The following is a 13,071-nucleotide window of genomic DNA, read 5'->3' on the forward strand; positions in this document are numbered from 1 at the left end:
CGGGCGAAATGACGAGCAACGGCACTTTCATCCGCCCGCGCTTGTGGGCGGCAGGAAAACCACTGTATAAATAGCCAGCCACGCAAATCGGGAGCCTTGCCATGCTGGTTCATCTGTCGGTTCACAACTACGCCATCGTCGAACATCTGGACCTCGAGCTGAAACGCGGCATGAGCGTGATCAGCGGTGAAACCGGCGCGGGCAAGTCGATCATGCTCGATGCCCTCGGCCTGACCCTCGGCGACCGGGCCGACAGCAGCGTGGTGCGCATCGGTGCGGACAAGGCCGACATCCTCGCCAGCTTCGACCTGGTCGACATCCCCGACGCCCGCGCCTGGCTGGCCGAACGCGACATGGACAGCGAAGGTCCTTGCATCCTGCGCCGGGTGATCACCGCCGAGGGCCGCTCGCGCGGCTACATCAATGGCACGCCCTGCCCGCAGGGTGACCTCAAGGCGCTGGGCGAACTGCTGATCGATATCCACAGCCAGCACGAGCACCAGTCGCTGCTCAAGGCCGACACCCACCGGCGCCTGCTCGACGAATACAGCGGCAGCCAGGAACTGGCGCGCCAGGTGCAATTGGCCGCGCAGCGTTGGCGGCAGACGCGCCAGACCCTGGAGCGGCTGAGCAACAGCAGCGACGAGCAGCGCGCACGTCACCAGCTGCTCAGCTATCAACTGGAAGAGCTGGAGAATCTCGCGCTGGGCGAGAACGAACTGGAACAGCTCGAACAGGAACACAAGAACCTGGCCAACGCCGAACAGCTGCTCGGCGCCTGCCGCCAGGTCATGGAATTGTGCAGCGAAAGCGATGCCGGCAACGTGCTCTCTGCCCTGACCAGCAGCCTGCAGCGACTGACCGCCTTCCAGAATCAGCCGCAGGCGCTGAGCGAAGCGGTCAACCTGCTGGCCAGCGCGCAGATCCAGGTCGAAGAGGCGATCGGTGAGCTCAATCGCTTCGTCGACCATTTCGACGCCGATCCGGAACGCCAGCAGATGCTGGAGGAGCGCCTGGACACCATCTACACCCTGGCGCGCAAGCACCGCGTACAGCCGAGCGAACTGCCCAACCTGCACCAGCAGCTGCTGGAAGAACTGGAAGGGCTGAATGCCGATGACGAAGCGGTCGAGCGCCTCGGCGAAGAGCTGGCGGCCTACGCTCGCCACTACGAGGAGAAAGCCGGCGAACTGAGCCGCAACCGCCAGGCAGCCGCCGAAGAGCTGGCGAGCGCGGTCGAGACAGAAATCCAGCGCCTGGGCATGCCCGGCGGGCGCTTCAGCGTACAGCTCAAGCCGGCAGCCGAAGGCGAGTACACACCCTACGGCCTGGAACAGGTGGAGTTCCTGGTCAGCGCCAACCCTGGCCAGCCACTGCGACCGCTGGCCAAGGTCGCGTCGGGCGGCGAGCTGTCACGGATCAGCCTGGCGATCCAGGTGATCACGGCACAAACGTCGCGCGTGCCGACGCTGGTGTTCGACGAAGTCGATGTCGGCATCGGCGGCCCTACCGCGGAAATCGTCGGCCAGCTGCTGCGCCGCCTCGGCGAGCGTGGCCAGGTCTTGACCGTCACGCACCTGCCGCAGGTGGCTGCGCAAGGACACCACCACCTGTTCGTGCACAAGGCCCGCGGCAGCGATGAAACCCGCACGGCCGTGGCCGAGCTGGACCAGGCCGGACGCGTCGAGGAGATCGCACGGATGCTCGGCGGCGTCGACCTGACCGAACAATCCTTGGCTCATGCCCGGCAGATGGTCACCTCCGCACAGGCCTGACGCCCGGCAGAGCGGCATAAAAAAGGCGGCCCATGGCCGCCTTTTCAACATCTATTGAGGCTCAGTCCTTCTTGCGCACGTAGAGCACCAGGTTGTGATCCACCAGCTCGTAGCCGTGACGCTTGACGATTTCTTTCTGCAGTTTTTCGATTTCCTGGTCGAAGAACTCGATGACATCGCCCGTATCGACGCAGACCATGTGGTCGTGATGCCCGCTATCGGCCAGCTCGAAGACGGCATGACCACCATCGAAGTTGTGCCGAACTACCAGGCCGGCCGCCTCGAACTGAGTCAACACACGGTAGACGGTCGCCAGACCGACATCTTCGCCCGCTTCCATCAATGCCTTGTAGACGTCCTCGGCACTCATGTGACGGCGATCGGTCGTATCCAGCATCTGCAGGATCTTGACCCGCGGCAGCGTTACCTTGAGACCTGCTTTACGTAGTTCGCTATTTTCAACCATGGTTGGCTTTCTCGCTGCTGCTGTTTCGCAGCCTCCTTCAATACGGGTATGATCCGGGTTCTTTGCCCAGCCAAGATAGTGGAAGTCACCCACCGATGCAAAACACCAAGCTCATGCTGGCCAGCCTCACCTTCGTGGGTCTGTTCGCACTCGCCGGTTGTTCATTTCCCGGGGTTTACAAGGTCGACATTCAACAGGGCAATGTCGTCACGCAGGACATGATAGACCAGTTGCGACCTGGAATGACCCGCCAGCAGGTGCGGTTTATCATGGGCAACCCGCTGATCACCGACACCTTCCACCCCAATCGCTGGGATTACCTCTACAGCATTCAGCCCGGCGGCAGTCAGCGCCAGCAGGAGCGCGTGAGCCTGGTGTTCAATGCCAACGATCAGCTCGCGGGCCTGGCCGGAGACTTCATGCCGGGTGTCAGCCGTGACGAACAGATTCTCGGCCGCCAGCCTCAGGCCCCGAGCACGCCCGCAGCCACGCCCCGCCAGCCGGAAGAGCGCCCCGCGCCCGGATCGCTGCTGGAGCAGATCCAGCGCGAAGTGGACGAAGCGGAAGCCGTTCCGGTACCGATTCCCGAGCCACTGGAAACCGAATAAGACAACGCCCGGCTTGCCCGGGCGTTTTTGTATCCAGCTTTTACTTACGCATCCTCAGCCTTGTTCTTCGCCGCCTTAGCCGCACGCTGCTTACGGACCTCCTTCGGATCGGCTATCAGCGGCCGGTAGATCTCGACGCGCTCGCCCTCTGCCAGCACCCGCTCTTCTGGCTTGGGCACCGCCTTGCCGAATATTCCCAGCGGCGCGCTGGCGAGGTCGAGACCAGGAAAATGTGCATCCAGCCCTGAACGCAGCGCGGCCTCGCGGACGGTGGTGCCGGCAGGCACGGTCATCTGCAGCAGCTTCTGCTTGTCGGCCAGCGCATACACCACTTCGACGGCAATCGATGACTTATCCATAAAGCTGTTTCGCTCGCTCGCAAAAGGCGTCCACCAGGGTATTGGCGGCCTGATTGAACAGCGGACCAAGCGTCGCCTTGACCAGCGGCCCGGCGTAATCGAAGGTCAGATCGAGACTGATCTTGCAGGCCTTCTCACCCAGCGCCTTGAATTCCCAGATGCCATGCAGGTGACTGAACGGCCCCTCTTCCAGCTTCATCTCGATGCGCTTGCCAAGCTCCAGCGCGTTGCGCGTCATGAAGCGCTGACTGAGCCCAGCCTTGGCCACGGTCATGCTGGCATGCATTTCGGTCTCGCTACTGGAGAGCACCTCGGTCGCAGAGCACCAGGGCAGGAACTGCGGATAGCTGGCTACGTCGTTGACCATGTCGAACAGCGCGTGTGCGGGATAAGGCAGCAGCGCGGAACGTTGAATGTGCGTCGTCATGCGGACCTTCTACGTCGTCGTTTCATTGCGCGCCATCCAGACGTCGGCGCAGCCAGCCCGCACCCGCGGCTCAACCATTTGCCGAAGCCGCTCAGCGCGAAGCGGGCACATTGTCGGGGATTAGCGGCTGCCCCTCAAGTTTCTGCCGCCGGCGCTGTTGCAGGCTGTCGCCAGCCGCAACGGGACTCCCTATAATGCCGCCCCTATGGCTAAACAGAAGAAACAGTCCCCCGGGACCATCGCGCTGAACAAGAAAGCGCTACACGATTACTTCATCGAGCAGAAGTTCGAGGCCGGTCTCGTCCTCGCCGGCTGGGAAGTGAAGAGCATGCGCGCCGGCAAGGCGCAGCTGGTCGACAGCTATGTGCTGCTCAAAGATGGCGAAGCCTGGCTGATGGGCGCGCACATCACGCCGCTGACCAGCGCCAGCACTCACGTCATCGCCGACCCGACCCGCACTCGCAAGCTACTGCTCAACAAGCGTGAGCTGGGCAAGCTGTTCGGTGCCGTGCAGCAGAAGGGCTACGCCTGCGTAGCGCTGTCGCTGTACTGGAAGAAGCACATGATCAAGTGCGAGATCGCCCTGGCCAAGGGCAAGAAGGAATTCGACAAGCGCCACACCGAGAAGGAGCGCGATTCCGATCGGGAAATCCAGCGCGCCATGCGTACCAAGGGCAAGGACGACTGATCGGTCCCGGGCGAGGCAGCACCGCTTCGCCCGCCAGCCTTGCCTCGCTCACGTCTCAGCCGGCCTTCTGCGATGCCCCTACCCGCTCCTGCCGACGCTGCGCGCGCGCCAGCCGCTGGGCTTCCTGCTGACCTTCGGCAAGCACTTCCTGCACATAGTTGATGTGCCGATGGATGACGTCGCGCGCCTCCACCGCACGCCGCGCCATGATCGCCTCGTACAGCTCGCGATGCTGGCTCATCAGCATGTCGCGGGTCTCGTCGCGCAGGGCGTACATGCCGCCGATATTGGTCACCACGTTGCGCTTGAGCAGATCGAATAGGCCGCGAATGGTGTGCAGCAGCACCGCATTGTGGCTGGCCTCGGCAATCGCCAGGTGGAACTGCGCGTCGGCCGCGCCCTCTTCCGCGCGAGTCACCTTGCCCTCACGGGTGTAGCAATCCTGCAATGCCGAGAAGGCCTCCGTGAGGCGCTTCTGATCCACCTCGGTCGCACGCAGCGCCGCATAGTACGCACAGCTGCCCTCCAGGGTATGCCGGAACTCCAGCAGGTCGCGCTGGGCATCGCTGTTGTTTTCCAGCAGGTGCAGCAACGGGTCGCTGAAGGTGGAGCCCAGCGACTCGGCGACGAAGGTGCCGCCACCGTGCCGACTGATCAGCAGGCCCTTGGCCGCGAGCTTCTGGATCGCCTCGCGCAGGGAGGGCCGCGACACCCCGAAGCGCTCGGCCAGCACCCGCTCGGCCGGCAGCCGTTCACCGGCCTTGAGGGTGCCTTCCAGAATCATGGTTTCCAACTGCGCGACGATATCGTCGGCCAGCCGCCGCTGACGCACCATGCCCACGTCCATACCCACCTCGAAATGGTCTTACCAGTCGAAGAATGCTAGCCGTCGGCTCACGGCCATACAAGGTCAGCGGCTCCGACCAAAGTCTATGTCCACCTGATTGACGCTCCCAGGCGCAGCTCTTACGCTGGCCATTCGCTTTTGGTAATTGGTATTACCAATTTACAGAGGCGACTAACAATAAGAGGACTCAGCATGAGATCTGTGCACGACTACCATTCCACGGTCCACTCAGGGCCCCATATGAATCGAACCGTAGGGGAGGCCTGACATGTCCAACGGACTGCTCGCACTATTCGCCTTCACTCCCATTCTGCTCGCGGCCGTGATGCTGATCGGCCTGCGCTGGCCCGCCAGCCGCGCCATGCCGCTGGTCTACCTGTTCACCGCGGCAATCGGCCTGTTCATCTGGGACATGAGCTTCACCCGCATCATCGCCTCCACGCTGCAGGGCCTGGTGATTACCCTCGGCCTGCTGTGGATCATCTTCGGTGCGATCCTGCTGCTGAACACGCTGAAGCATTCTGGCGGCATCACTGCCATTCGCGCCGGCTTCACCACCATCAGCCCTGACCGCCGCATCCAGGCCATCATCATCGCCTGGCTGTTCGGCTGCTTCATCGAAGGCGCCTCCGGCTTCGGCACCCCTGCCGCCATCGCCGCGCCGCTGCTGGTCGCGGTTGGCTTCCCGGCGATGGCTGCGGTCCTGCTCGGCATGCTGGTACAAAGCACGCCGGTGTCTTTCGGCGCGGTCGGTACGCCGATCGTCGTGGGCATCAATAGCGGTCTGGATACCGCCACCATCGGTGCGCAGCTGGCAGCCCAGGGTTCCAGCTGGCAAGCCTTCCTGCAGCAGATCACTAGCAGTGTGGCGATCACCCATGCCATCGTCGGCACCGTGATGCCGCTGGTCATGGTGCTGATGCTGACCCGCTTCTTCGGCAAGGAGAAGAGCTGGAAAGCCGGCTTCGAAGTGCTGCCGTTCGCGATCTTCGCTGGTCTGGCGTTCACCCTGCCCTACGCCGCCACCGGTATCTTCCTCGGCCCGGAATTCCCGTCGCTGCTCGGCGGCCTGGTCGGTCTCGCTATCGTCACCACCGCGGCACGCTTCAACTTCCTGACCCCGAAGCGCACCTGGGATTTCGCCGACGCCAAAGAGTGGCCGACCGAATGGCTGGGTACCATCGAGATGAAGCTGGACGACATCGCGGCGCGCCCGATGAGCGCCTTCCGCGCCTGGCTGCCCTATGTGCTGGTCGGTGCGATCCTGGTCGTCAGCCGCGTATTTCCGCAGGTCACTGCCACGCTGAAGTCCGTCTCCATCGCCTTTGCCAACATCCTCGGCGAGACCGGGGTCAGTGCAGGCATCGAGCCGCTGTACCTCCCGGGCGGCATCCTCGTCATGGTGGTGCTGATCACCTTCTTCCTGCACGGCATGCGCGTTTCCGAGCTGAAGGCTGCCGTAAAGGAATCCAGCGGCGTGCTGCTCAGCGCCGGCTTCGTCCTGCTGTTCACCGTGCCGATGGTGCGCATCCTGATCAACTCCGGCGTCAACGGCGCCGAGCTGGCCAGCATGCCGATCGTCATGGCGCGCTACGTCGCCGATAGCGTCGGCAGCATCTACCCGCTGCTCGCTCCCGCCGTAGGCGCACTCGGCGCGTTCCTGGCTGGCTCCAACACCGTCAGCAACATGATGTTCAGCCAGTTCCAGTTTGGTGTCGCACAGTCGCTGGGCATCTCCGGTGCAATGGTCGTCGCCACCCAGGCCGTCGGTGCGGCCGCGGGCAACATGGTTGCGATCCACAACGTGGTCGCCGCATCCGCTACCGTTGGCCTGCTCGGCCGCGAAGGCTCCACGCTGCGCAAGACCGTTTGGCCTACGCTGTACTACGTACTGTTCACGGGGGCGATCGGCCTGATCGCGATCTACGTGATGGGCGTGACCGACCCGCTGGTCGGTAAGTAAGACAACCGTGAAACCTTGCCCCGCTCATGCGGGGCAAGAGCGCTTCAACCTCCCGCAGTTTGCGGATAACCGGGCCCACCCGGAGACCAAGCCGATGAGCGAACTCTTCTACAACGCCGCGCCGAACGCCACCCGCGTCGCGCCGCCGCTGCCCAAGCCACGCGAGTACCCGGCCAAGCCGACTCAGGTCTACCTGTTCGGTACCTGCGTGGTGGATCTGTTCTATCCCGAGGCTGGCCTGGATGCCATCCGTCTGCTCGAACGCGAAGGATTGACCGTGCACTACCCGCAGGGCCAGACCTGCTGCGGCCAGCCGGCCTACACCACCGGCTATACCGACGAGGCGCGCAAGGTCGCCCGTGCGCAGCTGGAACTGTTCGCCAACGACTGGCCGGTGGTCGTACCTTCCGGTTCCTGCGCCGGCATGCTGCGCCACCACTATCTGGACCTGTTCAAGGACGAGCCGGCGACGCTGAAGAAGGCCCAGGCGCTGGCCGAGCGCACCTTCGAGCTGGCCGAGTTTCTGCTCAACGTCTGCAAGGTCGAGTTCAAGGATGCCGGCACGCCGACCAAGGTTGCCCTGCACACCTCCTGCTCGGCCCGCCGCGAGATGAATACCCATCTGCACGGCCGCGCCCTGCTCGCCCAGCTGGGCCAGGTCGAGCGCGTCGAGCATGACCACGAGAGCGAATGCTGCGGCTTCGGCGGAACCTTCAGCGTGCGCATGCCCGATATCTCCGGCGCCATGGTGCTGGACAAGACCCGTGCGCTGAAGGAGTCCGGCGCGCATCAGGTGGTCAGCGCCGACTGCGGCTGCCTGATGAACATCAACGGCTCGCTGGAAAAGCAGCGTGAAGCCCTGCGCGGCCAGCACCTGGCGAGCTTCCTCTGGCAACGCACCGGAGGTGCCCGATGAACGCCGAACAGCGTATTCCCGCGATTCAGATCGAGAACGCCGGCGATCCGGATTTCCGCGCCCGTGCCCGCAAGTCACTGAAGGATGAGCAGCTGCGGCGCAACTTCCGCACCGCCATGGACTCGCTGATGACCAAGCGCGCCGCGGCGTTCAGCGATGCCGACGAACGCGAGCGGCTGCGCGAGATGGGCAACCATATCCGCGCCCGCGCACTGTCCAAACTGCCCGAACTGCTCGAGCGGCTGGAAGCCAACCTGACCCGCAACGGTGTGAAGGTGCACTGGGCGGAGACGGTAGACGAGGCGAACAACATCGTCCTCGAGATCGCCCGCGCTCACGAGGCGCGACAAGTGATCAAGGGCAAATCGATGGTCAGCGAAGAGATGGAGATGAACCATTTCCTCGACGGGCATGGCATCGAATGCCTGGAATCGGACATGGGCGAGTACATCGTCCAGCTCGACCACGAGAAGCCTTCTCATATCATCATGCCGGCAATCCACAAGAACGCCGGCCAGGTCGCGTCCCTGTTCCACGACAAGCTCGGCGTGGAGTACACCAAGGACGTCGACCAACTCATTCAGATCGGTCGGCGCACGCTGCGGCAGAAGTTCTTCGAGGCCGATATCGGCGTCTCCGGGGTGAACTTCGCGGTGGCCGAGACCGGCACCCTGCTGCTGGTGGAGAACGAAGGCAACGGCCGCATGAGCACCACCGTGCCGCCGGTACATATCGCCGTCACCGGCATCGAAAAGGTGGTGGAGAACCTGCGTGACGTGGTCCCGCTGCTCTCGCTGCTGACCCGCTCGGCGCTGGGCCAGCCGATCACCACCTACGTCAACATGATCTCCGGCCCGCGCAAGGCGCACGAGCTCGACGGCCCGCAGGAAGTGCACCTGATCCTGCTGGACAACGGCCGCAGCCAGGCCTTCGCCGACAGCGAGCTGCGCCAAACGCTGAACTGCATCCGCTGCGGCGCCTGCATGAACCACTGCCCGGTGTACACCCGCGTCGGCGGCCACACCTACGGCGAGGTCTATCCCGGGCCGATCGGCAAGATCATCACCCCGCACATGGTCGGCCTGGACAAGGTGCCGGATCACCCCAGCGCCTCGTCGCTGTGCGGCGCCTGCGGCGAAGTCTGCCCGGTGAAGATCCCGATTCCGACGCTCCTGCGCCGCCTGCGCGAGGAAAACGTCAAGGCGCCGGACGATCCGCACAAGGTCATGCGCGGCCAGGGCAGCAAGTACTCCAGGCAGGAACGGCTGGTCTGGGCCGGCTGGCGCCTGCTCAACACCAGCCCGACGCTGTACCGCCTGTTCGGCTTCTTCGCCACACGCCTGCGCGCCCTGACGCCATCGAACATCGGCCCCTGGACGCAGAACCACAGCGCACCGAAACCGGCTGCCCGCTCGCTGCACGAGCTGGCCAAGGAACACCTGGAGGGCAAGCGATGAGCGCCAAGGCCAACATTCTCGCCAAGCTGAAGAAAAGCCTGGAGGGCACCACGCCGATCGTCGATGACTACGACGAGTCGCTGGTGACCCAGCCCTGGAGCTACGCGCCGGAGCAGCGCATCGCCCGCCTGCGCCAGCTGATGGAAGCGGTGCACACCGAAATCCACCTGACCACGGACGCAGGTTGGCCCGCGCTGCTCGAACAGCTGCTGCACGACCGCCAGCTGCCGAGCCTGCTGATCGCCCCGACCACACCGTACGGCCAGCGCTTCACTGCGCATTGCGCCGGCCGTGAAGGCCTGCCGACGTTGAAGGCCTACGACCGCCCGGTCGAGGACTGGAAGGACGAGCTGTTCAACGACACCCCGGCGAGCCTCACCGGCACCCTCGGCGCCATCGCCTCCACCGGCAGCCTGATCATGTGGCCCACCCGTGAGGAACCACGCCTGATGAGCCTGGTGCCGCCGGTGCACTTCGCCATCCTCAAGGCCAGCGAAATCCACGACAACTTCTACGAGATCCAGCAGAAGTTCCAGTGGGCCGCCGGCATGCCGACCAATGCCCTGCTGGTCTCCGGCCCATCGAAAACCGCCGACATCGAACAGGTGCTGGCGTATGGCGCCCACGGGCCGAAGGATCTGGTCCTGCTGATCCTGGAGGACGCATGAACGCGGCCGCCCAGCTCGAACGTGCGCCCTTGCCGGCGGCGTTTCTCCGTGAAGTCGAGCGCCTGATCCCGGTCGAGCGGCGCTTCGACGACCCGCTTTCCACCCTCGCCTTCGGCACCGACGCCAGCTTCTACCGGCTGGTGCCCAAGCTGGTGGTACGCGTCGAAACCGAAGCCGAAGTGGTCAGGCTGCTCAAGCTGGCGCATGCCGAGAACGTGCCGGTGACCTTCCGCGCCGCCGGTACCAGCCTGTCCGGCCAGGCGATCAGCGACTCGGTACTGATCGTGCTCGGCGACAACTGGAACGGCCGCGAGATTCGCAACGGCGGCGAGCAGATCCGCCTGCAGCCCGGCGTCATCGGCGCCAACGCCAACGCCGTGCTCGCACCCTTTCAGCGCAAGATCGGCCCTGATCCGGCCTCGATCAATGCCGCGAAGATCGGCGGCATCGTCGCCAACAACTCCAGCGGCATGTGCTGCGGCACCGCGCAGAACACCTACAAAACCCTCGCCGGCCTGCGCGTGGTGCTGGCCGACGGCACCGTGGTGGACAGCGAGGATGCCGCCAGCGTCGCCGCGTTCCGCCAGAGCCATGCCGCATTGCTCGAGCAACTGGCCGAGCTGGGCCGCGAAACCCGCGCCAACGCCGAACTGGCAGCAAAGATCCGCCACAAGTACCGGCTGAAGAACACCACCGGCTTCTCGCTCAATGCGCTGGTCGACTATGACGAGCCGCTGGATATCCTCAACCACCTGATGGTCGGCTCCGAAGGCACCCTAGGCTTCATCAGCGCGGTGACCTACGACACCGTGCCGGACCATCCGCACAAGGCCAGCGCGCTGGTGGTGTTCCCCGATGTGGAGAACTGCTGCCTGGCCGTGCCGGTGCTCAAGCAGCAGCCGGTATCGGCGGTTGAGCTGCTCGACCGGCGCAGCCTGCGCTCGGTCGAGCACAAGGCCGGCATGCCCGAGTGGGTGAAGGAACTGTCGCCGACCGCCTGCGCGCTCCTGATCGAGTCGCGCGCCGCAACCCAGACCCTGCTGCACGAGCAGATCAACCAGATCATGGCCTCCATCGCGCACTTCCCGGTGGAAAAGCAGGTCGATTTCAGCGAGGACCCGGTCGTTTACAACCAGCTGTGGAAGATCCGCAAGGACACCTTCCCGGCAGTCGGCGCGGTGCGCCAGACCGGTACCACGGTAATCATCGAGGACGTCACCTTCCCCGTCGAGCGCCTGGCCGACGGCGTCAATCGGCTGATCGAGTTGCTCGACAAGCACCGCTACGACGAGGCGATCCTCTTCGGCCACGCGCTGGAAGGCAACCTGCACTTCGTCTTCACCCAGGGCTTCGATGATCCGGCGCAGGTCGCCCGCTACGAAGCCTTCATGGGCGAAGTGGCGCAGCTGGTGGCCGTCGAGTTCGGCGGCGCGCTCAAGGCCGAACACGGCACCGGGCGCAACATGGCGCCCTTCGTCGAGCTGGAATGGGGCAGCGAGGCCTACGCGCTGATGTGGAAGATCAAGCGACTGCTCGACCCCACCGGCATCCTCAATCCGGACGTGGTGCTCTCCGAAGACCCGGACATCCACCTGAAGAACCTCAAGCCGCTGCCGGCCGCCGACGAGATCGTCGACAAGTGCATCGAGTGCGGCTTCTGCGAGCCGGTCTGCCCGTCCAACGGGCTGACCCTGACGCCACGCCAGCGCATCGTCATCTGGCGCGACATCCAGGCGCGCAAGCGCGCCGGCGTCGACACCACGGAAATCGAGCGGCTCTACCACTACCACGGCGTCGACACCTGCGCGGCCACCGGCCTCTGCGCCCAGCGCTGCCCGGTCGGCATCAACACCGGCGACTTGGTGCGCAAGCTGCGCGGCCGTGAGGCGAACAAAACCGGTACCGCCAACTGGCTGGCCGAGCATTTCGCCACCGCCGTGCAAGGCACCCGCTTCATGCTGCACGTGGCCAATGGCGCACACCTGATCATGGGCACGCGCAACCTGGCCAAGCTGTCGTCGACCATGACCCGCGCAAGCAAGGGCCGCGTGCCCCAGTGGACGCCGGCTACACCGCAGCCACTGCAACGTTTGAACCTGCCCAAGGCGCCGCCCACCGACGAGCGCCCGCGCGTGGTCTATCTGGCCGCCTGCGTCTCCCGCGCCATGGGCCCGGCCGCGCGCGATCAGGAACAGGAGCCGCTACTCGACAAGACCCGCAGCCTGCTGGAAAAGGCCGGCTACCAGGTGATCTTCCCCGACCAGCTGAACGACCTGTGCTGTGGCCAACCGTTCGCCTCCAAGGGCTATGCCGAACAGGGCGAACGCAAGCGCCAGGAAATGCTCGACGCGCTGCTTAAGGCCAGTCGCGGCGGGCTCGACCCGATCTACTGCGACACCAGCCCCTGCACCCTGCGCCTGGTCCAGGGCCTGACCGATAAGCGCCTCGACATGTACGACCCGGTGCGCTTCATCCGCACGCATCTGCTCGACAAGCTGGACTTCGTCCCGCAGGACAAGCCGATCGCCGTGCACGTCACCTGCAGCACCCAGCACCTGGGCGAGGCGCAGGCGCTGATCGACATCGCCCGCCACTGCGCCAAGGAAGTCGTGGTGCCCGAAGGCATCCACTGCTGCGGCTTCGCCGGCGACAAGGGTTTCACCACGCCGGAGCTGAACGAGCATGCCCTGCGCAGCCTGAAGAATGCCGTGCAAATCTGCGACGAAGGCATCTCCACCAGCCGCACTTGCGAGATCGGCCTGTCGCGCCATGGCGAGATCGACTACCACGGACTGGTCTACCTGGTTGACCGCGTAACGCGCCGTAAAACTGCCAGCCAGCCGCTCTAGCACTAGCGTTGCGGCCCCTCTCAGCGGAGCGGGGCCGTTTCGTTTGTG

The 13,071-nt window shown here is 64.6% G+C and carries 12 protein-coding genes; 8 read left to right on the top strand and 4 right to left on the bottom strand.

What is annotated here, in order from left to right; all coding sequences use genetic code 11:
• Positions 1–101: 101 nt before the first annotated feature.
• Complete coding sequence (recN, locus tag OUY36_RS17680; protein ID WP_267935309.1) at positions 102–1,775, top strand: DNA repair protein RecN; 1,674 nt, start codon at positions 102–104, stop codon at positions 1,773–1,775.
• Positions 1,776–1,836: 61 nt separating this feature from the next.
• On the opposite strand, the gene fur is transcribed toward recN, so the two are convergent.
• Entirely contained in the window at positions 1,837–2,241 is a 405-nt protein-coding gene (gene fur, locus OUY36_RS17685) for a ferric iron uptake transcriptional regulator (protein WP_011914390.1), read from the bottom strand.
• Positions 2,242–2,336: 95 nt separating this feature from the next.
• On the opposite strand from fur, the gene OUY36_RS17690 reads away from it, so the two are divergent.
• Positions 2,337–2,849 (top strand): outer membrane protein assembly factor BamE, encoded by a 513-nt coding sequence (locus tag OUY36_RS17690; RefSeq protein WP_063541269.1) that lies wholly within the window; start codon positions 2,337–2,339, stop codon positions 2,847–2,849.
• Positions 2,850–2,893: 44 nt separating this feature from the next.
• Here the strand turns inward: OUY36_RS17690 and OUY36_RS17695 are convergent, their stop codons facing one another.
• Both OUY36_RS17695 and OUY36_RS17700 read right to left on the bottom strand, forming a co-directional pair.
• Complete coding sequence (locus OUY36_RS17695; protein WP_267935311.1) at positions 2,894–3,208, bottom strand: RnfH family protein; 315 nt, start codon at positions 3,206–3,208, stop codon at positions 2,894–2,896.
• The gene (locus tag OUY36_RS17700; RefSeq protein WP_063541267.1) at positions 3,201–3,635 is read right to left on the bottom strand and encodes a type II toxin-antitoxin system RatA family toxin; all 435 of its coding nucleotides are present in this window, start codon (positions 3,633–3,635) and stop codon (positions 3,201–3,203) included. The genes OUY36_RS17695 and OUY36_RS17700 overlap by 8 nt, the downstream gene beginning before the upstream one ends.
• A 205-nt stretch (positions 3,636–3,840) precedes the next feature.
• Between OUY36_RS17700 and smpB the strand changes: the two genes are divergently transcribed.
• Entirely contained in the window at positions 3,841–4,323 is a 483-nt protein-coding gene (gene smpB / locus OUY36_RS17705) for an SsrA-binding protein SmpB (RefSeq protein ID WP_003293251.1), read from the top strand.
• Positions 4,324–4,378: 55 nt separating this feature from the next.
• Here smpB and OUY36_RS17710 read toward each other — a convergent pair whose 3' ends face one another.
• The gene (locus tag OUY36_RS17710) at positions 4,379–5,170 is read right to left on the bottom strand and encodes a GntR family transcriptional regulator (protein ID WP_110776014.1); all 792 of its coding nucleotides are present in this window, start codon (positions 5,168–5,170) and stop codon (positions 4,379–4,381) included.
• Between the two features lie 268 nt (positions 5,171–5,438).
• On the opposite strand from OUY36_RS17710, the gene OUY36_RS17715 reads away from it, so the two are divergent.
• The 5 genes from OUY36_RS17715 to OUY36_RS17735 all read left to right on the top strand — a co-directional run bounded on the left by OUY36_RS17715 (position 5,439) and on the right by OUY36_RS17735 (position 13,023).
• Complete coding sequence (locus tag OUY36_RS17715) at positions 5,439–7,133, top strand: L-lactate permease (RefSeq protein WP_267935314.1); 1,695 nt, start codon at positions 5,439–5,441, stop codon at positions 7,131–7,133.
• Between the two features lie 94 nt (positions 7,134–7,227).
• Positions 7,228–8,049 (top strand): (Fe-S)-binding protein, encoded by an 822-nt coding sequence (locus tag OUY36_RS17720; protein WP_267935316.1) that lies wholly within the window; start codon positions 7,228–7,230, stop codon positions 8,047–8,049.
• Complete coding sequence (locus OUY36_RS17725) at positions 8,046–9,506, top strand: LutB/LldF family L-lactate oxidation iron-sulfur protein (RefSeq protein WP_267935317.1); 1,461 nt, start codon at positions 8,046–8,048, stop codon at positions 9,504–9,506. Before OUY36_RS17720 ends, OUY36_RS17725 begins: the two co-directional genes overlap by 4 nt.
• Complete coding sequence (locus OUY36_RS17730; RefSeq protein WP_043221765.1) at positions 9,503–10,174, top strand: LutC/YkgG family protein; 672 nt, start codon at positions 9,503–9,505, stop codon at positions 10,172–10,174. Before OUY36_RS17725 ends, OUY36_RS17730 begins: the two co-directional genes overlap by 4 nt.
• Complete coding sequence (locus OUY36_RS17735) at positions 10,171–13,023, top strand: FAD-binding and (Fe-S)-binding domain-containing protein (RefSeq protein ID WP_267935319.1); 2,853 nt, start codon at positions 10,171–10,173, stop codon at positions 13,021–13,023. The genes OUY36_RS17730 and OUY36_RS17735 overlap by 4 nt, the downstream gene beginning before the upstream one ends.
• Positions 13,024–13,071: the final 48 nt, after the last annotated feature.

Source organism: Stutzerimonas sp. R40042 (assembly GCF_026642215.1).
GTDB lineage: Bacteria > Pseudomonadota > Gammaproteobacteria > Pseudomonadales > Pseudomonadaceae > Stutzerimonas > Stutzerimonas frequens.